This is a genomic window from Arthrobacter sp. NPDC080086, assembly GCF_040702285.1.
This window is the reverse complement of the sequence record NZ_JBFBKP010000027.1, coordinates 24,382-46,241: the sequence shown is the minus strand read 5'-3', so window position 1 is coordinate 46,241 and position 21,860 is coordinate 24,382. Positions and strand designations below refer to the sequence as shown.

General features: G+C 70.3%; 19 protein-coding genes. 11 read left to right on the top strand and 8 right to left on the bottom strand.

Going from position 1 to position 21,860, the window contains the following annotated elements; all coding sequences use genetic code 11:
* Positions 1 to 52: 52 nt before the first annotated feature.
* The 3 genes from AB0305_RS11305 to AB0305_RS11295 all read right to left on the bottom strand — a co-directional run bounded on the left by AB0305_RS11305 (position 53) and on the right by AB0305_RS11295 (position 4,680).
* On the bottom strand, positions 53 to 1,477 hold the full coding sequence (locus tag AB0305_RS11305; protein WP_364132937.1) for a deoxyribodipyrimidine photo-lyase: 1,425 nt from the start codon (positions 1,475 to 1,477) through the stop codon (positions 53 to 55).
* A 233-nt stretch (positions 1,478 to 1,710) separates the two neighbouring features.
* Positions 1,711 to 2,499: a PspA/IM30 family protein gene (locus AB0305_RS11300; RefSeq protein WP_290255714.1), complete on the bottom strand. Its 789-nt coding sequence runs from the start codon at positions 2,497 to 2,499 to the stop codon at positions 1,711 to 1,713.
* Between the two features lie 123 nt (positions 2,500 to 2,622).
* A complete protein-coding gene (locus AB0305_RS11295) occupies positions 2,623 to 4,680 on the bottom strand; it encodes a TPM domain-containing protein (RefSeq protein ID WP_364132933.1) in 2,058 nt (685 codons plus the stop codon).
* A 263-nt stretch (positions 4,681 to 4,943) separates the two neighbouring features.
* Between AB0305_RS11295 and AB0305_RS11290 the strand changes: the two genes are divergently transcribed.
* The 6 genes from AB0305_RS11290 (at position 4,944) to AB0305_RS11265 (ending at position 11,411) form a co-directional block, all read left to right on the top strand.
* The gene (locus AB0305_RS11290; RefSeq protein WP_364132930.1) at positions 4,944 to 6,563 is read left to right on the top strand and encodes a trypsin-like peptidase domain-containing protein; all 1,620 of its coding nucleotides are present in this window, start codon (positions 4,944 to 4,946) and stop codon (positions 6,561 to 6,563) included.
* A 252-nt stretch (positions 6,564 to 6,815) separates the two neighbouring features.
* A complete protein-coding gene (locus AB0305_RS11285; RefSeq protein ID WP_364132927.1) occupies positions 6,816 to 7,616 on the top strand; it encodes an electron transfer flavoprotein subunit beta/FixA family protein in 801 nt (266 codons plus the stop codon).
* A gap of 11 nt (positions 7,617 to 7,627) precedes the next feature.
* Positions 7,628 to 8,578, top strand: a complete 951-nt coding sequence (locus AB0305_RS11280; RefSeq protein WP_364132925.1) for an electron transfer flavoprotein subunit alpha/FixB family protein — start codon at positions 7,628 to 7,630, stop codon at positions 8,576 to 8,578.
* Between the two features lie 4 nt (positions 8,579 to 8,582).
* Positions 8,583 to 9,362, top strand: a complete 780-nt coding sequence (locus AB0305_RS11275; RefSeq protein ID WP_364132922.1) for a PIG-L deacetylase family protein — start codon at positions 8,583 to 8,585, stop codon at positions 9,360 to 9,362.
* 70 nt (positions 9,363 to 9,432) lie between these two features.
* Entirely contained in the window at positions 9,433 to 9,966 is a 534-nt protein-coding gene (locus tag AB0305_RS11270; RefSeq protein WP_290255708.1) for a gluconokinase, read from the top strand.
* 35 nt (positions 9,967 to 10,001) lie between these two features.
* Positions 10,002 to 11,411, top strand: a complete 1,410-nt coding sequence (locus AB0305_RS11265; protein WP_364132919.1) for a gluconate:H+ symporter — start codon at positions 10,002 to 10,004, stop codon at positions 11,409 to 11,411.
* 92 nt (positions 11,412 to 11,503) lie between these two features.
* On the opposite strand, the gene AB0305_RS11260 is transcribed toward AB0305_RS11265, so the two are convergent.
* The 4 genes from AB0305_RS11260 to AB0305_RS11245 form a co-directional block, all read right to left on the bottom strand.
* Positions 11,504 to 12,424: an anti-sigma factor gene (locus tag AB0305_RS11260; RefSeq protein WP_364132916.1), complete on the bottom strand. Its 921-nt coding sequence runs from the start codon at positions 12,422 to 12,424 to the stop codon at positions 11,504 to 11,506.
* Between the two features lies 1 nt (position 12,425).
* On the bottom strand, positions 12,426 to 13,028 hold the full coding sequence (locus AB0305_RS11255) for a sigma-70 family RNA polymerase sigma factor (protein ID WP_364132913.1): 603 nt from the start codon (positions 13,026 to 13,028) through the stop codon (positions 12,426 to 12,428).
* A 207-nt stretch (positions 13,029 to 13,235) separates the two neighbouring features.
* Positions 13,236 to 13,703 carry a tRNA (cytidine(34)-2'-O)-methyltransferase gene (locus AB0305_RS11250; protein ID WP_364132910.1) on the bottom strand — a complete coding sequence of 156 codons (468 nt, stop codon included), beginning with the start codon at positions 13,701 to 13,703 and terminating at the stop codon, positions 13,236 to 13,238.
* A gap of 29 nt (positions 13,704 to 13,732) precedes the next feature.
* Complete coding sequence (locus AB0305_RS11245; RefSeq protein WP_364132907.1) at positions 13,733 to 14,704, bottom strand: DnaJ domain-containing protein; 972 nt, start codon at positions 14,702 to 14,704, stop codon at positions 13,733 to 13,735.
* Positions 14,705 to 14,830: 126 nt separating this feature from the next.
* On the opposite strand from AB0305_RS11245, the gene AB0305_RS11240 reads away from it, so the two are divergent.
* Together AB0305_RS11240 and AB0305_RS11235 are read left to right on the top strand one after the other, a co-directional pair.
* Positions 14,831 to 15,775, top strand: coding sequence for a diacylglycerol kinase family protein (locus AB0305_RS11240; protein WP_364132904.1), 945 nt, complete (start codon positions 14,831 to 14,833; stop codon positions 15,773 to 15,775).
* A 7-nt stretch (positions 15,776 to 15,782) separates the two neighbouring features.
* On the top strand, positions 15,783 to 16,469 hold the full coding sequence (locus tag AB0305_RS11235) for a hypothetical protein (RefSeq protein WP_364132901.1): 687 nt from the start codon (positions 15,783 to 15,785) through the stop codon (positions 16,467 to 16,469).
* Here the strand turns inward: AB0305_RS11235 and AB0305_RS11230 are convergent.
* Positions 16,376 to 17,383: a DMT family transporter gene (locus AB0305_RS11230; RefSeq protein WP_364132898.1), complete on the bottom strand. Its 1,008-nt coding sequence runs from the start codon at positions 17,381 to 17,383 to the stop codon at positions 16,376 to 16,378. The two genes, AB0305_RS11235 and AB0305_RS11230, sit on opposite strands and share 94 nt — an antisense overlap.
* A gap of 127 nt (positions 17,384 to 17,510) precedes the next feature.
* Here AB0305_RS11230 and AB0305_RS11225 point away from each other — a divergent pair, with 127 nt between their 5' ends.
* From AB0305_RS11225 to AB0305_RS11215, 3 genes are all read left to right on the top strand, one after another.
* The gene (locus AB0305_RS11225) at positions 17,511 to 18,737 is read left to right on the top strand and encodes a cysteine desulfurase family protein (protein ID WP_364132895.1); all 1,227 of its coding nucleotides are present in this window, start codon (positions 17,511 to 17,513) and stop codon (positions 18,735 to 18,737) included.
* A 143-nt stretch (positions 18,738 to 18,880) separates the two neighbouring features.
* Positions 18,881 to 20,005 carry a tRNA 2-thiouridine(34) synthase MnmA gene (gene mnmA / locus AB0305_RS11220; RefSeq protein ID WP_364132892.1) on the top strand — a complete coding sequence of 375 codons (1,125 nt, stop codon included), beginning with the start codon at positions 18,881 to 18,883 and terminating at the stop codon, positions 20,003 to 20,005.
* Between the two features lie 215 nt (positions 20,006 to 20,220).
* Positions 20,221 to 21,855 (top strand): ABC transporter substrate-binding protein, encoded by a 1,635-nt coding sequence (locus AB0305_RS11215; RefSeq protein WP_290255697.1) that lies wholly within the window; start codon positions 20,221 to 20,223, stop codon positions 21,853 to 21,855.
* The last annotated feature ends 5 nt before the right edge of the window (positions 21,856 to 21,860 follow it).

The following is a 21,860-nucleotide window of genomic DNA, read 5'->3' as shown; positions in this document are numbered from 1 at the left end:
TGCGCTGTTCCGGGCCGGGGCCGGGCCAAACCCGCCCGGCCCGCGGGTTCGTTCAGCCGTCCTTGAGCTTCTGGTACGTCTCCAGCGCCCGGGCGCGGGACTCGGGCAGCCCCACCACCGGCTCCGGATAGTCCCCGGCGCCGTCCGCGGCCTTCCAGGGCTCGTGGATGGCCTTGTCGTCCAGGTCGGCCAGCTCGGGGAGGTAGGCGCGCAGGTAGCGTCCCGCGGCGTCGAATTTCTTGCTCTGCGTCACCGGATTGAAGATCCGGAAGTAGGGGGAGGCGTCCGCGCCGGAGCCGGCAACCCACTGCCAGTTGGCGGGGTTGGAGGCGGAATCGGCGTCCACCAGGGTGTCCCAGAACCATTCCTCGCCGGTGCGCCAGTCCGCCAGCAGGTTCTTAACCAGGAACGAGGCCGCCGCCATCCGGACGCGGTTGTGCATCCAGCCGGTCTGCCAGAGCTGCCGCATGCCGGCGTCCACCAACGGATACCCGGTCCGGCCCTGCTGCCAGGCCCGGAGGTCCGCCGCGGTGGGCTTTTCCCAGGCGAAGTCGTCGAACTCGGGCCGGAAGTTGCGGGTGGCCAGCTGGGGATTCTCGTACAGCAGCTGCCAGCAAAATTCCCGCCAGCCGATCTCGGAGCGGAACACGCCGACGTCGGCGGGGGCGTGGTGCGGGAAGCGGGAACGCAGGGCGTGCCAGATCCGGAACGGGCTGATCTCGCCGAAGCGCAGGTGCGGGGAGAGCCTGCTGGTGCCCTCGACGCCGGGCCGGTCGCGCCCGGTCCCGTACTCGGTCACGGGGCCGTCCAGGAAGGTCTCCAGCCGCTCGTGGGCGCCCGCCTCGCCGGGGGTCCATTCCTTGGCCAGACCCTGGCTCCAGTCCGGCCGCTGGGGGAGGAGCTCCCAGTCGGACAGGGTGTCGGTGGCCGGCAGCCGGCGCTCTCCGGTCTTGGCGGGGGCGGGGAGCTGCTGCGGGGCGTCCAGCGGCTGCCGGGGGTCCTGGGAGTCCAGGCAGGCCTTCCAGAACGGGGTGAAGACCTTGTAGGGGCCGCCGGAGCCGTTCCGGACGGTCCACGGCTCGAACAGGAGGTTGGCCTGGAAGCTCTCGGCCTCGAGGCCCTCCTTGGCGGCCCAGTCCTTGAGGCCCGCGTCGACGGCCCGCTCCGGGCCGCCGTAGCGGCGGTTCCACAGCACGCGGTCCGCGCCGGTTTCCTTGACCAGGTCGCGGATGATCCGGTCCGCCCGGCCGCGGCGCAGCACCAGCCGGTTGCCGGCCTCCTTGAGGTCCGCGGCCAGGGACTCCAGCGAGTGGTGCAGCCACCACTTCGTGGCGCCGCCCAGAGGCCTGATGCCGGGGGACTCTTCGTCCAGGACGTAGACCACCGTCATTGGCCCGTCGGCGGCGGCGCCCTCCGCCAGGGCCGGGTTGTCATCCAGGCGAAGATCGTCGCGAAGCCAAACCAAAGTCGAAGACATGGCTCAACGCTACTGGATGCCGCCCCGCAGAAAGCGCAGGGCCGGAAGCGCAAGTCAGGAAGCGCAGGGCAGAAAGCGCAGGGCCGGAAGTGCAGGGCAGGGGAACAGGACACAAGGTTCAGGAGGGGCAGGGCAGGAAACGCCCCGGGGACGGCGAGGGCCGGGTTCCGCAGCGGAACCCGGCCCTCGCCGTCGTCGTCCGGCGGCGCGTCACGCGCCGGCGTGGACCTTGATCAGAGCTTGTCGAAGTCGGCCTCGTCCACGGTGGAGCCGGTGTGGGAACCGTTGCCGGCGCCGAGGGCCTGCTGGCTGCCGCCGGACTTCAGCGCGGCCAGCCGGGCCTCGATCTCGGTCTGCTCGCCGAGGTCTTCGAGGGCGTTGAACTGGGCGTCCAGGCTGGAGGCGGCGAGTTCCTGCTGGCCGCGGACCTTGGCCTCCTCGCGGCGGATCTTCTCTTCGAAGCGGCCCACCTCGGAGGTCGGGTCCATGATGTCAATGCTCTTGAGCGCGTCGTGGACCTGGCTCTGCGCGGCGGCGGTCTTGGACCGGGCCACCAGTTCGTTGCGCTTGCTGGTCAGCTCGTTGAGCTTGTTCTTCATCTGGTCCAGGCCCTGCTTGAGCTTGTCCACCACCTCGGTCTGGGAGGCGATGCTCGGCTCGGCGGACTTGGCCTCGTTCTCCGCGGTGATCTGGCGCTGCAGCGCCACCTTGGCCAGGTTGTCGAACTTCTCGGCGTCCACGGAGTCGCCCTTGGCCCGGTATTCGTCGGCCTTGCGGGAGGCGGCGAGGGCCTTGTTGCCCCAGTCCTGGGCGTTCTTGAGGTCCTCGTTGTAGTCATCCTGCAGCATCCGCAGGTTGCCGATGGTCTGGGCGACGGCGGACTCCGCCTCGGCGATGTTGTTGGTGTAGTCGCGGACCATCTGGTCCAGCATCTTCTGCGGATCCTCGGCCTGGTCCAGCAGCGAGTTGATGTTCGCCTTCGCCAGCTGTGCCATGCGGCCGAAAATGGACTGCTTAACCATGGTGCTACCTCTCGTCCTCTCCAGTGGGGTCACTGGAATCGGTGATCTGTGGATGTACTGCCTCTACCCGCCGGCCGGACCGGGTCCGCCGGCGCTAGTCTCTGTGAGCGTGCTCCCGTCCGCTCAGAAGCTGCCGGAGTCGCCGCCGCCGAAATCGCCGCCGCCACCGAAGTCGCCGCCTCCGCCGCCACCCCAGCCTCCGCCGGAGTCACCGCCGCCCCAGCCGCCGCCTCCGCCACCCCAGCCGCCTCCGCCGCCGCCGTGCAGGATGGAGTTGATCAGGATGCCGCCGAGGATGGCGCCGCCCAGGCCGCCGCCTCCACCGCCGCCGCCAAACATGCCGCCCCGGCCGTAGCCCTGGTTGGCGTAGCCGCCGAACTGGTCGACGTCGGCCTGGGCCTGCTGGGCGGCCTGCGCCGCGAGGGCGTGGGCCTGCTGGGCGTACTGCAGGGCCGTGACCGCGTCCGTCCGGGAGATGGACAGGGCGTAGTCGAGGTTGCGCTGGGCCTCCGCCAGCCGGGTCCGCGCCTCGGTGCCGACGCCGCCGCGGCGGGCCGTGATGTAGTCCGACGTGGCGCTGATCTGGGCCTGGGCGGACATGATGCTCTGCTGCAGCGAGGCCTGGGCCCGGCGGGTCTGCTCCTGCTGGTCGCGGATGCCGGTCAGCGCACTGTCCAGGCTCTGGTGGGCGGCCTCGACCCGTTCCAGGGTGGCGATCGGATCGATCCTGCCGGCCTGGATCTCGGACTTGACCTGGGCCAGGGCCGCCTCGACCCCGGCCACGGGGCCGGCGAGTTCCGGGTGTGCGCCGGACTGGATCATGGCGCGGGCCTGGGCGAGGTCCTGGGAGGTGTCCACGACGGCGGTTTCCAGCCCGTTGCGGGCCTCGTCGAGGTTGGCGGCCACCTTGGTGATGGCGCCGAGCAGGACGTTGGTCTGGTGCAGGCTTTCCTCGGCGGCCCGGACCGCCACGGCGGCCATGCTGGTGTCGCCGGCGTCGAGCTTGTCCTGCGCCGTGGAGGAGGCGTTCTGGACGAAGGCCAGCCGCTCCTTCGCCTGGGTGATGTTGTCCGCCACGGCGGTGAGGGCGCTGTCCGCGTACCGGGCGCGCAGGTCCGTGAGGGACTGGTCGGCCGCGGCGATTTTCGTCTCGGCCTCGCGGGCCCCGGTTCCGACGGCGGCAAGGGCCTGGGGCGCGTTCTTCTCCAGCTCGCGCAGGGAGTCGAAGTCGGCTTTCTGCTCCTGCAGGGATGCCAGGGCCGCCTCCGAGCGGCGGATGATCTCGCCGTACCAGGAGCGTTGCTGTGCCTCGGTGTCGGGGATGTGGTCATCGAGCTGCTGCTGGAGCTTGAAGGACTCGGTCATGTGCGCCTTGGCGTCCTGCAGCGCCTTGGTGAAGTTGCCGACGGCGGCGTCGCCGTACTGGGCCTGGGCGAAGCCGAGTTCCTGTTCGCTGGACTTGATCGCGTCGTCGGCCTCGATCAGCAGCGAGCCGCTCTTGCGGCGCAGCTCGTCCACGCTGAGGCCGGCCAGGGGGTCGAGTTCGGCCTGCTGGCCCTCCCCGGCGCTACCTGCCGTGACGGCCTTCTTCCGGCGGTTGCGCAGGTAAAGGTAGGTTCCCGCGCCGCCGAGCGCGACGACGCCGACGCCCACGAGCACGCCGGAGCCGGCTCCCGCGCCGGAGGGCACGGTGCCGCTGCCGCCGCCGGCCGCGTCGCCCACGGCCGCCGCGGTGTCGATGGCCGCCTGGGCGAAGTCGCGCTTGCCGGCGCCGAGGTTGGCGGCGATGGCGTTCTGGGTGATCGTGCTCTTCTTGGAGTAGATGGCGCTGGCCGAGTTCGGCGAGAAGTAGTACTTGCCGTCGTCGGACATGGTGAGGATGACGTCCGCCCGGCCCATGCCCTTCTTCGTGGCAACCGCCTGCGCCCAACCCTCAGGGGAGGTGGGGTTTTCGAAGGTTTTCACGGTCACGACGTACAGGTTGTACTTGTGGTCCTTGAGCAGTTTCTGGACCGCGTCCTGGACTTCACCCTTGCGGCTGCCCAGCACGTTGGCGTTGTCCACGACGTTCTGGCCGGAGGGAATGGTCACCGGGTCCTCGGCCAGGGCCGGGGCGGCGGGAAGGACCAGCAGGCCGGCGACCCCAACCCCCGCGAGGAAACGTTTCATCATTGACCGCATCTGCAAACCCTTCAGCGCCTCGGTGGCCGGCACGGTCCGTGCCGGTCGTCCCAGAACTGCGGCAACGCCCCCACGCAGGTGTGAAGCCGCAGGTCGCTGTGGCAATTCCATTTGATTCTATGGTGCCCCCCGGGGGCAGTCCATCGCCGGGAATATGCCACCAGCGAAAAGCCGGGGCGTTCAGGAACCTCCCAGCGAATGTCCGCAGTTGTACCAGTCTGAGCGACCATAGTTAATGGCAGACACGGATGAAAGGAAGTTCCATGACTGAGAACCCACTGCAGGGCGGCTCGACGGATCCAGCACAGCCGGAGCGGGAGCCGGGCGAGGCCACGGACCGGCACGGCGCACCGGCGCAGGGTTCCGGCCAGGAGAACCCCACGATGCGGATTGACCAGCCGGGGCAGGACGCCCCGCGCCCGGTCTACCCGCAGCACCAGCCGGCCTACGGCCAGAACCCGTCAGCCCAGAACCCGTCCCCGCAGACGCAGCAGTTCGGCGCCCCGGGACAGCCGTCGGGCGCCTACGGAGAGCACCAGCAGGGCCAGCACCAGCACGGCCAGTACCCGAACCAGCAGGGCCACTTTGCCGGCTGGAACGGCCAGCAGGCCCACCAGGGCCAGGCCCAGCACGCTCCCGGTTCCTCGTTCAACCACCCCAACAACGCCCCGCGGCGCAAGGCCGCCTTCGGCGTCCCGGTCCTGATCGCCAGCATGCTGGCGGCCGGCCTGGTGGGTGGCGGCGTCGTGGCCGGCAGTAACGCCCTGATCGGCGGCCGGCAGGTCTCCTCCACGGGCAGCAGCACCCAGCCCGGCACGGTGATCGTCAATAACAAGGACGACGTCAACGCCATCACCGCCGCGGCGCAGAAGGCCTCGCCGAGCGTGGTGACCATCAAGGCCACCAGCGGCTCCGAGGGCGGCACCGGCTCCGGCATCATCCTCGACGGCGAGGGCCACATCCTCACCAACACCCACGTCGTCACCCTGGACGGCAAGACCGCCAAGGCCGCCGTCGAGGTCCGCCTCAACGACGGCAAGGTCTACAGCGCGAAGATCGTCGGCACGGATCCACTCTCGGACCTCGCCGTGATCAAGGTGGACAACGCCAGCGGCCTGGTACCGGCCAGCCTGGGTGACTCCAGCAAGCTGAACGTCGGCGACACGGCCGTCGCGATCGGCTCCCCGCTGGGCCTGACCGGAACCGTGACGGACGGCATCGTCTCCACCCTGAACCGCACCATCAGCGTCGCGTCTTCCGCCGCCCCCAAGGATGGCGCGGACAACTCCCAGGGCGGTGACCAGGGCTTCCAATTCGCCCCTCCGGGCGGCGGCCAGGCGCCCAGCACCAGCAACCAGGGCAGCATCTCGATCAACGTGATCCAGACGGACGCGGCCATCAACCCTGGCAACTCCGGCGGCGCCCTGGTCAACAGCAAGGGTGAGATCATCGGCGTCAATGTGGCCATCGCCTCGGCCGGCGGTGACTCCAGCAGCGGCAGCAGCAGCGGCAACATCGGCGTCGGCTTCAGCATCCCGATCAACAACGCCAAGCGCGTGGCCCAGGAGATCATCAGCAACGGCAAAGCCAGCCACGGCCAGCTGGGCGTCAGCGTCAAGGCCAAGCCCTCCGGCTCCTCCGCCTCCGGCTTCTCGGTGGGAGCGGACGTCGCGACGGTGGAGCCCGGTTCCGCCGCGGACAAGGCCGGCATCAAGGTCGGCGACGTCGTGACCAAGTTCCAGGACCTGGTCATCAGCGACCCCAACCAGCTCACCGCAGCCGTCCGCGAACAGGCCGCCGGCGCCACCGTTAAGGTCACCGTCCTCCGCGGCGGCCAGGAGAAGCAGGTGGACGTCACCCTGGGCGCAGCAGCAGACCAGTAACACTGGCAGACCAGTAACACTGGCAACAGCCCGGCCGCAGCGACGGCCGGGACCCGCACCAGGAAGGGGCCGTCCGGACCGCAAGGTACCGGGCGGCCCCTTCTGACATCCGGCTTAACCCCGGCCGGAATTGGCCGCCGCTATATGGTTAGCTAGGAAGACCCGGCGGCGCCGGGAACCGCTCCCAGGCCACCACCCACCCGGCTGGCTGCCCCCGCACGGAAGGCTGCTGTAGACACAGTGGAAGAACCCTTGAAGATCATTGTGCTGGTCAAGCACGTACCGGACGCCCAGTTCGACCGACACCTCGGCGGCCCGGACAACACCCTGGACCGGTCCGAAAGCATCCTTTCGGAGCTGGACGAGTACGCCCTCGAGGCGGCCCTGCAGCTGATCGAGGCCCGCGGCGGCGAGGCCGCCGGGAACAGAGTCATCGCGCTCAGCATGGGACCCGCGGGGGCCGTCAATGCCATCAAGAAATCCCTCCAGATCGGCGCCTCCGAGGGCGTGCACCTCTCCGACGACGCCCTCGCCGGCTCCGACGCGGCCGCCACCTCCCTGGCCCTCGCCGCTGCCGTCCGACACCTCGGCGCCGACGCGCCCGCGGACCTCGTCATCACCGGCATGGCCTCCACCGACGGGGAGACCTCGCTGGTCCCCGCGCAGCTGGCCGAACGGCTGGGACTGCCGCAGGTCACCTTCGCGGCCAGCCTGGAGATCGACGGCGGCACCCTCACCGCCCGCCGCGAGGGGGACACCTCCGCGCTCACTGTCGAGGCGGACCTTCCCGCCGTCGTCTCGGTCACGGACCAGATCAACGACCCCCGCTACCCCAACTTCAAGGGCATCATGGCGGCGAAGAAGAAGACCATCACCACCCTGTCCCTCGCGGACATCGGCGTCGACCCGGCACAGGTGGGACGCTCCGGCTCGTGGACCGCCGTCGAGACCGCCGAGGCCCGCCCGCCGCGCACCGCCGGGACCATCATCACCGACGAGGGCGACGCCGGCATCCGGCTGGTCGACTTCCTCGCCGCCCAGAAGCTGCTCTAAGGGGATCATCCATGGCACACGTACTGGTTTTCATTGACAACCCGGGCGAGGCGCTGAAGAAGTCCAGCCTGGAACTGCTCACCCTCGCCCGGAGCCTGGGCGAGGCCTCCGCCGCCGTCACCGGCGAGCTGCACGACGGCGCCGCCGCCACGCTCGGCGACTACGGCGTCCACGCCCTTTACCGGCCCTCCGCCGCGGACCTGGAGGACTACCTCGTCGCCCCGAAGGCCGCCTTCCTAGCCGCAGCGGTCCGGGAGAGCGGGGCCACCACCGTGGTGCTGGACAACACCGCCGAAAGCCGCGAGATCGCGGCCCGCGCCGGGATCAAGCTTGAGGCCGGGGTCATCACCGACGTCGTCGCCGTCGATCCGGACGGCACCGCCCACAAGCCGGTCCTCGCCGGGTCCTACACCACTACTGCCCGCGCCACCACCGCCGTGGCGCTGCTGACCGTCAAGGCCAACAGCATCACCGCCGAACCCGCCGCCGAGGCCACGGCGCCGCAGACCGCCACCGTCGAGGTACCGGCCGACGCCGGCGCTGCGGCCCGCGTGGTCGCCCGCAGCGCCAAGGCCGCCAGCGGCCGTCCCGACCTGACCGAGGCCCGGGTGGTCGTGGCCGGCGGCCGCGGCGTCGAGGGGAACTTCGGCCCGCTCGAGGACCTCGCGGACGCCCTGGGCGGCGCCGTCGGTGCCTCCCGCGCCGCCACGGACGCGGGCTGGATCGGCCACGACGCCCAGATCGGGCAGACCGGCAAGACCGTCTCCCCGCAGCTCTACATCTCCGCCGGGATCTCCGGCGCCATCCAGCAGAAGGCCGGCATGCAGACCGCCCAGGTGATCGTGGCGGTGAACAAGGACGCCGAATCGCCGGTGTTCGAGATCGCCGACTTCGGCATCATCGGAGACCTGTTCCAGGTCCTGCCACAGGCCACCGAAGAGATCAACAAACGCAAGGGCTAGGCATTTGAACACCACCGCCACATCGGCACAAAGCCCGTTCGACCCGGCGCAGCACCGGATCGGGCGGGTGCTTTGTTTCACCGCGCACCCGGACGACATCGACTTCGGCGCCGCCGGGACCATCGCGGCCTGGACCGCGGCCGGGGTCGAGGTCACCTACTGCATCATGACCGACGGCGACGCCGGCGGCTTCGACCCGGACACGCGCGAGGAGATCGTGCGGCAGCGGATCGAGGAGCAGCGGCACGCCGCCGGCCTCGTCGGGGTCACCGACATCCACTACCTGCACCAGCGCGACGGCTACCTCGAACCCACCCACGAGGTGATCCGGGACGTGGTCCGGCTGATCCGCACGATCCGGCCTGACGTCGTGCTCGCCATGCACCCGGAACGGAACTGGACCCGGATCCAGAAGAGCCACCCGGACCACCTGGCCGTGGGGGAGGCCGTCACCCGGGCGGTCTATCCGGCCGTGGAGAACCCGTTCGCCTACCCGGAGCTGGCCGCCGCCGGCCTGGAGGCCTACAAGCTGCCCTGGCTGTGGCTCTTCGCCGGTCCGGAGGAGCGGGAGAACCACTTCGTAGACGTCACCGGCCAGGTGGAGCAAAAGCTCGCCGCCATCCACGTCCACGTCAGCCAGCACCCCGACGTCGACGCCATGGACCGCACCGTCCGGGGGCTCCTGCGGTCCACCGCGCAGCGCGGCGGACTGCCGGCCGGCCGTAGCGCCGAGGCGTTCCACGTCGTGGCGGTCAACGGGCCGGAGACCATCGCCGGGTTCTAGTGTTTGTTTGCCCGCCCCCACTGCCATATGCTGACCATGTTTAAATCATATTTATGGAAGGCAGACTTTAATGGCGAAGACTGCGCAGCACCCCGTCCTTGTCATCATGGGCGTCTCCGGATCCGGTAAATCCACCGTCGCGGGCCTGCTGGCCGGGCGCCTCGGCTGGGATCTGGCCGAGGGCGATGACCTGCACCCGGAGTCCAACGTCGCCAAGATGCACTCGGGCCAGCCACTGACCGATGAGGACCGGTGGCCCTGGCTCGAACGCATCGCGGAATGGATCCGGGACCACACCGACTCCGGCCGGCCCGGCGTCGTGACCTGCTCGGCCCTGAAGAAGCGGTACCGCGACGTGCTCCGCGGGGAGGGCGTCACCTTCGTCTTCCTCGAGGGCAGCAAGGACCGCATCTCGGACCGGCTCGCCTCCCGGCACGGACACTTCATGCCGCCGGCGCTGCTGGACTCCCAGTTCGACGCGCTGGAAAAGCCCGCCGCGGACGAGAACGCCATCACCCTCTCGGTCGGCGCGACGCCCGCCGAAGAGGCGCAGGAAATCATCGACCGGCTCCACCTCGAGGCCGCCGGCACCGCCGCGCTCTGACCTTTCCGGCCACCCCCTCCCTTTAGGAATACCCTGTGAAATCACTTGCCCTGCAGGTTCCCGCTGCCGTCGAGGCCTGGTCCGGCCACGACACCCAACTCCTGGTGGTCGCCGCCGTGGGCATCGCGCTCATCGTCGTCCTGATCGCCAAATTCAAGCTCCACCCGTTCCTGGCCCTGGTCCTCGGCTCCGCGTTCGTGGGCCTGGCCTCCGGCGTCGAACTGGCCAAGATCATCAGCAACTTCGAGGACGGCGTTGGGGGCGTCCTCAAGGAAGTCGGCCTGCTGATCGCCCTCGGCGCCATGCTCGGCAAGCTGCTGGCCGACTCCGGCGGCGCCAACCGCGTGGTGGACACGCTGCTGGCCAAGGCCACCGGCAACCGCGTGGTCTGGTCCATCACCCTGGTGGCCGTCATCATCGGCCTGCCGATGTTCTTCGAAATCGGCCTGGTGCTGCTGCTGCCGGTGATCGTCCTGGTCACCCAGCGGTCCAAGATGCCGCTGATGCGCATCGCCATCCCCGCCCTGGCGGGCCTGTCCGTGCTGCACGGCCTCGTGCCGCCGCACCCCGGACCCCTGATCGCGATCAGCGCCGTCAAGGCCGAGCTGGGCACCACCCTGGCCCTGGGCCTGCTGGTGGCCGTCCCCACCGTCATCATCTGCGGCCCGCTGTTCGCCCGACTCGCCGCCCGCTGGGTGCCGGTGGGTGCCCCCGAGGTTGCCGGCGGCATCGACACCCGGCACGGGGCCGACCTGGAGGGCGTCAAGCGCCAGCCCAGCTTCCTGGTGACCCTGCTGACCATCATCTTCCCGGTGGTCCTGATGCTGCTCAAGGCCGTCGTGGACATCGTCTGGCCGGACCCCAAGACCGCCCCCGCGGTGCGGGTGTTCTTCGACTTCGTCGGCCAGCCGCTGGTCGCCATGACCCTGGCGGTGCTGCTCGCTATCGTGACCTTCGGCTACGCCGTCGGCTTCACCGGCAACAAGATCACCACCAAGATCGGCGCGAGCCTGGGCCCGATTGCCGCGATCCTGCTGATCGTCGGCGCCGGCGGCGGCTTCAAGCAGACCCTGATCGGCGCCGGCGTCGGCGACGCGGTCAAGAAGTGGGCCGAGGGCGCCAACATGTCCGTCCTGGTCCTGGGCTTCATCGTGGCCGTGGCGCTGCGCCTGGCCACCGGCTCCGCGACCGTGGCCACGGTGACCGCAGCCGGCATCGTGGGTCCGCTGGCCAGCTCGCTGACCCCCACCCACGCAGCCCTGCTGGCCCTGGCGATCGGTGCCGGCTCGCTGTTCCTCTCGCACGTCAACGACGCCGGCTTCTGGCTGGTCAAGGAACTGTTCGGCCTGAGCGTGGGGCAGACCTTCAAGACCTGGTCCGTGATGGAGACGCTGATCTCCGTGGTGGGCTTCGGCTTCGTGATGCTGCTCTCGCTGGTGATTTAGCGCCGTTCAACTGATACGAGAAAGCCGCGCCGGTCCCGGAATTCCGGGGTCGGCGCGGCTTTTGTCGTGGTAGAGATTGTTCGCGCGGCCGCTCAGGCGCCCAGCGAGGCCGCCGCCACCGTGGGCATGGTGGGTGTCTTGGACCCTCCCACCGGTTCCACCGTGATGCCCAGCGCCGCAGCGGAGCCGATGCCGGTGACCACGGCGGGCTTGGACAGCGCCTCGGCGTCCATCAGCCCCTTGGAGACCGGGGCCGACCCGTCCTTGGGGATCAGCCACATTTGGTAGACCTTGCCGGACGGGGGAGCGGGCACGCCGTTCATCTTGACCACGACGGCGTCCTTGGACGACGACAGCGTCAGCGACGCCGTGCCGCCGCCGATCACGTCGATGGTTTCCTTCTTCACGTCACCGGCCTGCAGCACCTGGGCCATCGGGTCGTTCTGGTTGGCGATGTAGGCACCCACGCCCACGCCGCCGACGGCGACGGCGGCCGCCGCTGCGACGCCGATCAGCCAGGTACGCATGCCCTGCGGCCGGCGGCGCTGCTCCCGGCGCTCCCGGGCCGCGGCGAGGTCGTCGGTGCCGGTTGCCTGGGCCGCGTCCCGGACGGGCCGGGCGACCACCGGGGCGGAGGCGCCCGGGAGGGCTACGACGGGTGCCCCGGACTCCGGGGTCCCCGATTCCGGGGTCGCAGGGGTCGACGCCGAAGCGGCCGTGGGCAGCGCGGCGGAGATCTTGTCGAACAGCCCGGCGGGTGGTTCCTCCTCGGCGGTGAAGCTCATGGCCAGGGTCTCCCGGGCCTGGCGCACGCGTTCCTCGAACTCGGCCCGCTCGGCGGCGGGGGCGGAGGATACATAGCGGTCGACGGCGTCGCGTTCGCCGTCGTCGAGGGCGTGCAGCGCGTACACTTCGGCCAAGTCGACGGCGCGGCCGGAGGCGAGATCGGTGGCGATGTCGGCGGAGAAACCGCCGGCGGGTCGCCCGCCGTTCAGCGGATTAATGTCGTTCATCTCAACTCACCCCCAGGCAGTTCTTCAGTCGGATCAGTCCGTCGCGGATGCGGGACTTGATGGTGGGTACGGCGGCGTTCAGTTTCTCCGCCACCTCACGATAGGTAAGCCCGCCGTAGTAGGCGAGCCTGACGGATTCCTGCTGCGTATCCGTCAGCGTTTCCAGACACCGGACCACCGCCTCAGCCTCGAGTCGGCCGCCGACCTCGTCGGACACGGAGTCGTGGTCGATGTCCTGGCTGCTGGCACCGTAGCGGGCCTCCCGGTCGCTGGCGGACTGGGTCGAGCGGACCTTGTCCACGGCGCGCCGGTGCGAGATGGTCATCAGCCAGGCCAGCGGGCTGCCGGCGGCGGCGTCGAACTTGGCCGCGTTCTGCCAGACCTGGAGGAAGACCTCCTGCGTGGTGTCCTCGCTGAGTTCGGGATCGATCAGGACACGGCGTGCCATGCCGAAGACACGGCGGGACGTGAGCTCGTAGAACTCGGCAAAGGCGGACTGACTGCCGCCGGCGATCTGGTCGAGCAGCACGCCGAGCCGGTGGTTCACATCGGTGGTGCTCGTCGGGGGAGCGGCCTCGCGGTTCGGGGCGTTCGGAGTTTCCATCACCTTCAAGCATAGGCCGCCGCCGCCCGTGCGGAGATCAGGCCGGGCGTGCGGGGAGTGCCCCGCCCGGTGCGGTCCGCCGGACCTGTGTACCTGGAGTGTGCTCACCGGCCGCTCCTCGCTCCTTTCCTTGGTTGGCATTTGTGGTGTCCATGAAGGATTCGGCGCCGCGCCGGAGTTGGATGGGAGGGACTTAAACGGGGCCGTTCAGAGCTTGGCGCCGGCGAAACCGTTCTGCCGCCACGCCTCGTAGACGGCGATCGAGGCGGCATTGGCCAGGTTCAGCGAACGAAGTGCCGGCAGCATGGGCAGCCGGACCCGTGCGGTGACGTGTGGGTCGTGTTTGGCCTCCTCGGAGAGGCCAACGGATTCCCTGCCGAACATCAGCACGTCCCCGGGGCGGTAGGCGATGTCCGTGTAGGAAGTGTCGCCGTCGGAGGTGAAGGCGAAGACCCGTTCGGGTTGCAGGGCCTCCCACGCCGTGTCCAGGTCCGGGTGCACCGTGACGACGGCGAGGTCGTGGTAGTCCAGGCCGGCGCGCCGGAGCTTGGCGTCGGAGAAATCGAAGCCCAGCGGCTCCACCAGGTGCAGCTGCGCCCCGGTGATGGCCGCGAGGCGGATTGCGTTGCCGGTATTACCGGGAATTTCTGGGCTGTCGAAGAGGATGCGGAACACGTTCCCATCCTAGCCAGCGGCCCCGGCCGCTAGTGCATCCCCCGCAGCAGCCGGGCCAGGACCGGCACCAGGACCGTGTTGGGGGCCGGACCCGAGCCGAGGAACTGTTTCAGTCCCCGGGCCAGGCCGGCGGCGTTGACCACCTGGACGGTCTCCAGGGCGTCCTCCCCGCCCCGCCGGCGTCCGGGCCGGTCGATCACCGGCTCGTGGAGGTTGCCGTCGGTGCTGTGCACCACGGTCCAGCCGGTGACGTTGAGTTCGGGGAAGATGTCCTGCATCCGCCGGACCACGTGGGCCAGTTGCGGCGGGGCGACCGAGCGGCCGCCGTGGTTCAGGGTGCGACCGTCCCAGGCGTACGCGCCCGGGGGCAGCAGCATGGACCCGATGATGGCCATCCGGTAGCCGGAGAGCAGCACGTGGTCGATGTGGCTGTTGTCCGCCGGGGACTGCAGCCCGTTGATCAGCCGGGCGGCCGGGATGCCGGGGAGGACCTGCCGGGAGAGCAGCTGCACCGTCCGCAGTTCGCGCTGGATCCGGGCCTCGGCACCGAAGATGCCCCGGCGGCGGGGCATCCCGTGGACCTGCTGGCCCGCCGTCGACGGCGGGATCAGCGGCACCTCGCCGGCCGCCGCCAGCTCCTCGAAGGAGGGGACGTACACCGGGGCGTCCGCGGCGGTGCTGCGCGGTGTGTTGGGCCGGCGCACGTGGGCCGAGGCGCGGCTGCCGGCGGCCGGGGCGTCGAAGTGCGCGCCCTCGTCCTCCGGGGGAATCCGGCTCGCGGCCGAGGTCCCGCTGCCGTAGGAACGGTCGTAGTCGGCCCTGCGGCGGGCGTCGATGAGGGTCTCGTAGGCAAGGGTGACGCGACGGAACGTGGCCGGGTCCCCGCCGTGGTCAGGGTGGGCGGTGCGTGCGGCCTTCCGGTACGCCACCTTGATGTCCTTCTCCGTCGCCGTGACCGGAATCCGAAGGACCTGGTAATGCGAACTGCTGCCCTGCGTCACGCACCGTTCCTTTGCCTCGAGGGGACTTCCCGCCGGCGGCTCCGGCGTCGCCAGTTTAACCGGCTTGAGGGGAACAACGAGCGCGGAGTCGTGGAAGGTTCCCCGGCGGCTGGCATAATTCAGGCCATGAAGATCGCCCTCGCCGTAAACCCCCGCGCCTCGTTCGGCCGCGGCCGGCACGCCGGCGGGGCAGCGGCGGAGTGTTTCCGGGCTGCCGGCGCGGAGGTGGAGCTGCTCTGCGAGGACAGCTATGCCGCCCTCGCCGCGCGGGTGGCGGAGGCCGTCGCTGGCGGAGTGGACGCCCTGGTGGTGGTCGGCGGCGACGGCATGGTCCACCTGGGCGTCAATGCGCTCGCCGCCGTGCCCGCCGTCGCCGGGGCCGACGGCGGCGCCCCCTCGGCCGGCGCCGGGACCGCCGCCGGGACCCCGCTGGGCATCATCCCCACCGGCACGGGCAACGACCTGGCCCGGATGCTGGAGTTGCCGCGGCATGACATTCCGGCCGCGGTGGGGCGCGTCCTCGCGGCCCTCGGCTCCGGCGGACGGCGGATCGACGCCGGCCGCGCGGTGTCTGCCGGCCGGACGCACTGGTTCGCCGGCGTCCTCTCCGCGGGCTTCGACGCCGCAGTCAACGAACGCGCCAACGCCTGGCGCTGGCCGCGGGGCCAGTCCCGCTACAACCTGGCCATGCTCCGCGAACTGGCCGGATTCACCGCCATCGACTACACCCTGACCATCGACGGCGAGCGCCGCCGGCAGGGCGCCATGCTGGTCTCGGTCGCCAACGGCCGCTCCATGGGCGGCGGCATGGCGATCGCTCCGGAGGCGAGCCTGGAGGACGGTCTCCTGGACCTGTTCGTGGTGCACCCGCTCTCCCGTGCCGCGCTCCTGGCGGTCTTTCCGAAGGTCTTCACCGGCCGGCACGTGGGCCATCCCGCCGTGGAACTGCGCCGGGTGCGCCGGGTGGTGCTGGAGGCCGACGGCGTCGTCGCCTATGCGGACGGCGAGCGGCTGGGACCGCTGCCCCTGACCATCGACGTGGTGCCCGGGGCCCTCCGGGTGCTGGCCTAGGAGCCCAATGCCCGTTTCCTCGTTCCGCCGCGCCCCGGCTGCGGCCCTGCCCTTACTGGGCGTCCTGCTGCTGGCCGTGTCCGGGTGCAGCGTCGGCGTCCCCGACCCGGCCGCCCCGGCGCCCGCCACCTCCACCTGGGTGCCGGCCCCCGCCACCCCGACTGTCACCCCGGGCCACGACGCGGACGCCGTCGCCGCCCGCGACCTGCCCTTCAGCGCGGGGGAGAGCCTCGCCGCCGGGGTCCCCGTCCAACTCTCCGACGGGCTCAAGGACGCCCCGGGCTGGTCCGCCGCGGGGCAGGGCACGGCCGGGGCCAGCATCTACAAGAAGGCCGACGGCTGCCAGGCGGCGGCCCGGGTCAGCACCAACCAGGGGCCGCTGGCGGTTCCCGGAAACGACAAGGCCTCCACCGAGGCGCTGTTCCACTACCTGGACCCGAGCATCCTGCCCGGCTACCTCGCCACCGACACCCTTCGCTGGGGCGGCGACGCGGACAAGACCGGCCCCCGCGTGGAGGTACTGGTGTACGACGGCGCCGCGGCCGGCACGCGGGCAGCGGTCAGCTACGCCCGGATGTTCGCGAAGGCAGGTTCGTCGGTCTACGTGTCCGTGGCGTGCCCGGACCGGGGCTCGCTGGCCGCGGCCCGCGCCGACGTCGCCGCGCGCCTGGCCGTGCTGCCGCCGTCGTCCTGACGGGCGGGGGACGCCGAAGAGGCCGTAGCCGGGGCTGCTGTGAGCGGCAGGGCCCGGGGCTGGCCCCTTAGCCCGGTCAGCAGCACCCCGGCGATGACTAGGACCCCGCCGAGGATCTGCACCACCGTCAGCGGCGTGCCCAGCGCCACGGTGATCGCGGCGGTGAACACCACCATCAGGTTCAGGTAGTTCCCGGCCGTCCCGGGCGGGGTGGTCCGGAGGGCCAGGTTCCAGAACAGGTAGGCGCCGAGCGAGGGGAACACGGCGATGTAGGCCAGCGACCAGGCCTCGGCAGGGGTGTCCGGCAGCCGGGCGTGGAAGGCTAGCGCCAGCGGGGCCAGGGTCACGGAGGCCATGGCCACCTGCACCGCCGTGGCTGCGATCGGCGGCAACGCCAGCCGGCGGGCGATGATCGTGTAGCAGCCCCAGACCGCGATCGCGCCGATCATCAGCAGCTCACCGGTGTTGATGGACAGGCTCAGGATCCGCTCCAGCTGGCCCTGGGTCAGGACCAGCAGCACCCCCAGCAGCCCCAGGCCGATGCCCAGCCAGCCCAGCCGGGTGGTGCGCTCGCCCAGGAACAGCACCGCCAGTACCACGATCAGGGCCGGGTTCGCCGCGGTGATGAGGGAGGCGTTCACCGCGGAGGTGAAGCCCAGTGCCCCGTACAGCAGGAGGGTGTAGCCGCTCATCCCCAACGCGCTGAGCAGGAGCAGCACCGGCCAGCGGCGCAGCACCGCGCGCCAGTCCGGCTTCTCCACGACGTGGGCCAGGGCCAGCAGCGGCAGCGCGGCCAGGGTCCAGCGCCAGAAGGTCAGATCCAGCGGCGACATGGACGCCACGGCGGCCTGCCCGACGACGAAGTTTCCGGACCAGAACAGGGTGGCCAGGACCAGGTACAGGGGCGCTTTCACCGCTCGAATGTACACCAGCGCGCCGGGACCGGACCGGCAACCGTTTCGACGTCGTTCCGCAGTGGATTCAGTAGCGGCCCCGCGGGCGGCCACCGACGGCGGGACAGGCCGCCGGTAGAATTGGAGGGTGCCTGCCTACCTCGACCATGCCGCCACCACCCCGCTCGCCGCGGAAGCGCTCGCCGCCCTGACCCGGGAGCTTGCCCGCACCGGCAACCCATCCTCGTTGCACGGCTCCGGCCGCCGGGCCCGCCGCGCCGTCGAGGACGCCCGCGAGGCGCTCGCCGCGGCCGCCGGGGCGCACCCCTCCGAGATCATCTTCACCTCGGGCGGCACGGAAGCGGACAACCTGGCCGTCAAGGGTCTCTACTGGGCCCGCCGAGCCCAGGATTCCCGCCGTACCCGGATCCTGTGCTCCACGATTGAACACCACGCCGTGCTGGACACCGTCGAGTGGCTGGAACGGCACGAGGGCGCCGAGGTGGCCTGGCTGCCCGTGGACTCCGACGGCGTGCTGGACCTGGCCGCGCTCGCGGCCGAACTTGAGCATGACCCGGAGTCGATCGCCCTGCTCACGCTCATGTGGGCCAACAACGAGGTCGGCAGCATCCAGCCCGTAGCCGAGGCCGTGCGGCTGGCCCACGCCGCCGGCGTGCCCGTCCACTCGGACGCCGTGCAGGCCTTCGGATCCCTGCTGGTGGACTTCCGCGCCAGCGGCCTGGACGCCATGTCCATCTCCGGCCACAAGATCGGCGGCCCGGTGGGGGTCGGGGCCCTGGTCCTGGGCCGCGCCGTCACCCTCACCCCGGTCCAGCACGGCGGCGGGCAGGAGCGTGACGTGCGCTCCGGCACGCTGGACACGGCCTCGATCGCGGCCTTCGCCGCCGCCGCGGAGGCGGCCACGGCCCGGCTGCGGGAGGAGACCGCCCGGATCACGGCGCTCCGGGACCGGCTGATCGACGGCGTCCGCGCCGCCGTGCCGGAGGCGGTGCTGCGCGGCGCCCCGGGGGAGGGCCGGTTGCCCGGCAACGCCCACTTCACCTTCCCCGGCTGCGAGGGCGACTCGCTGCTGTTCCTCCTGGACCTCGCCGGGGTGGAGTCCTCCACCGGCTCCGCCTGCACCGCCGGGGTCCCGCGTCCCTCCCACGTGCTGCTGGCCATGGGGCTGGACGAGGACACCGCCCGCGGCGCGCAGCGGTTCAGCCTGGGCCACGCCTCCACCGACGCCGACGTCGACGCGCTGCTGGCCGCGCTGCCCGGCGCGTACGCCCGGGCCCGGCAGGCCGGCATGGCCGGGCACGAATCCAGCATCCAGACCGCGGGCACCGTGGCCCGCCGCAACGCCCTGGGCTAGGCCTCCCGACGGCGCCGCCGGCCGGGCCGCCGCCGACGGCGCTCCGGGGCGGTTTTTGGGGCAGCCTCCGGCGCGGCGGTAGAATCGGGGCTGGGCGGTGTGTTATTCCGGCGCCCTTCTCCCACTCCCCAGAGAAAGCCAGTATGCGAGTTCTTGCAGCCATGAGCGGCGGCGTCGATTCGGCCGTCGCAGCAGCCCGCGCCGTCGAAGCCGGGCACGACGTCGTCGGGGTCCACCTGGCGCTCTCCCGCATGCCGGGAACGCTGCGCACCGGCAGCCGCGGCTGCTGCACCATCGAGGACTCCCGGGACGCGTGGCGGGCCTGCGACGTGCTGGGCATCCCGTACTACGTCTGGGACTTCTCCGAGCGGTTCAAGGAGGACGTGGTCCAGGACTTCATCGACGAATACGCCGCCGGCCGCACGCCCAACCCGTGCATGCGCTGCAACGAGCGGATCAAGTTCGCGGCGCTGCTGGAGAAGGCGATCGCCCTCGGCTTCGACGCCGTCTGCACCGGCCACTACGCCAAGGTCATCACCGACGCCGATGGCAACCCCGAGCTGCACCGTGCCGCTGACTGGGCCAAGGACCAGAGCTACGTCCTGGGCGTGCTCACCCACGAACAGCTCAAGCACTCGATGTTCCCGCTCGCGGACACCCCCTCCAAGGCCGAGGTCCGCGCCGAGGCCGAACGCCGCGGCCTGTCCGTGGCGAACAAGCCCGACAGCCACGACATCTGCTTCATCCCCGACGGCGACACCGCCGGCTGGCTCGCCGAGAAAATCGAGATGACCGGCGGCGACATCGTGGACGAGACCGGCGCCAAGGTAGGCGAACACCCCGGTGCGAACGCATTCACAGTCGGCCAGCGGCGGGGCCTCAAGCTCGGCACGCCCGCCGCCGACGGCAAGCCCCGCTTCGTCCTGGAGATCCGCCCGAAGGAGAACAAGGTGGTGGTGGGCCCCGAGGCGCTCCTGGCCATCGATGAGATCCGCGGCATCAAGGTTTCCTGGGCCGGCCTGCCGATCGCCGAGATCGCCACCGGCGCCGACTTCGACTGCTACGCCCAGGTCCGCGCCCACGGCGACCCCGTGCCCGCGTCGGCCCGGATGGAGCACGACGCCGGTTCCGGCGAGCTGGTGGTCACCCTCGCCGAGCCGCTGCGCGGAGTTGCCCCGGGCCAGACCGTGGTGCTCTACCAGGGCAGCCGGGTCCTCGGGCAGGCGACAATCGACGCCGCCCGCTCCCTGCAGAGGGCGGCCCTCTAACCGCTGCTGCCTTCCTTCCGGAGGGCCGGAAACCGGCCCGAAACCTGAAGGAAACGATGAGAAGCCCCGCGTGGTGTAAATTTTGTGTCTCAACTCACAAGATTTAGCGGTACACCCTGCGGTGTTCTGGTTGAATCAGAAAATCAGGACCGTGCGCCGCCCCGAGTCGAGCTTTTCGGCGGCCCACGAGCACTCATCGAACAGAAAGTTCACAGATGGCAATGAACAAAAAGGCCCTGCAGAGCGCCATCGCGCTGGCCGGGGTTTCCGCCTTTGCATTGACGGCCTGCACCGGCCCCTCCGGCGGCGGAACGTCCTCCGGTGGCTCGGCCTCCGGTGGCGCCATTACGTACGGCACCACCGACAAGGTGGTCACGCTCGACCCGGCAGGCTCCTATGACGCCGGTTCGTTCATGGTGATGAACCAGATCTACCCGTTCCTGCTCAACTCCAAGCCGGGCACGGCCGACTCCAGCCCGGACATTGCCGAGTCTGCCTCCTTCACCACCCCCACCGAGTACACTGTCAAGCTCAAGTCCGGGCTCAAGTTCGCCAACGGCCACGCCCTGACCTCCTCGGACGTGAAGTTCTCGATCGACCGCGTCGTGAAGATCAACGATGACAACGGCCCCGCATCGCTGCTGGGCAACCTGGACTCGGTCACCGCCAAGGACGACACCACCGTCGTCTTCAAGCTCAAGGAAGGCAACGACCAGGTCTTCCCGGGCGTGCTCGCCGCCAACGCCGGCCCGATCGTGGACGAAGAAGTCTTCCCGGCCGACAAACTGATGAGCGACGACGACATCGTCAAGGCCAAGCCCTTCGCCGGCCAGTACACGATCGAGAGCTACAAGAAGAACGAACTGATCAGCCTCAAGGCCAACCCCGACTACAAGGGCCTCCTGGGCAAGCCGGCGAACGACAGCGCCACCATCAAGTACTACGCCGACTCCAACAACCTCAAGCTCGATGTCCAGCAGGGCAACATCGACGTCGCCGGCCGCAGCCTGACCGCGACCGACGCCGCCGACCTCGAGAAGGACTCCAAGGTCAAGGTCCACAAGGGCCCGGGCGGCGAGCTGCGCTACATCGTCTTCAACTTCGACACCATGCCCTTCGGCGCCAAGACCCCCGAGGCCGACCCGAAGAAGGCCCTGGCCGTCCGTCAGGCCATGGCCGACATTGTCGACCGCGACGCGATCGCCACCCAGGTCTACAAGGGCACCTACCTGCCCGCATACTCCGTCGTTCCGGACGGCTTCGTCGGCGCCATCAAGCCGATGAAAGACATGTACGGCGACGGCAGTGGCAAGCCCAGCCTGGACAAGGCCAAGCAGGCCTTCAGCGACGCCGGCGTCACCGGCCCGGTCACGCTGAAGCTGCAGTACAACCCGGACCACTACGGCAAGTCCTCCGGCGACGAGTACGCCATGATCAAGGAGCAGCTGGAGAAGTCCGGCCTCTTCAAGGTCGACCTGCAGTCCACCGAGTGGGTCACCTACTCCAAGGACCGCACCAAGGACGTCTACCCCGTCTACCAGCTCGGCTGGTTCCCGGACTACTCCGACGCCGACAACTACCTGACCCCGTTCTTCATCCCGGGCAACTTCCTCAAGAACCACTACGAGAACCCGGCCGTGACGGACCTGATCAAGAAGCAGCTCACCACCGTTGACAAGGGTGAGCGCGAAAAGGTCCTCGGTGACGCCCAGACGGCCGTCGCCAAGGACCTGCCCTCCCTGCCGCTGCTCCAGGGCGCCCAGCTCATGGTTGCCGGCAAGGACGTCCAGGGCGTCGACAAGACCCTCGACGCATCCTTCAAGACCCGGCTTGGCGTAATTTCCAAGTAGGTCCC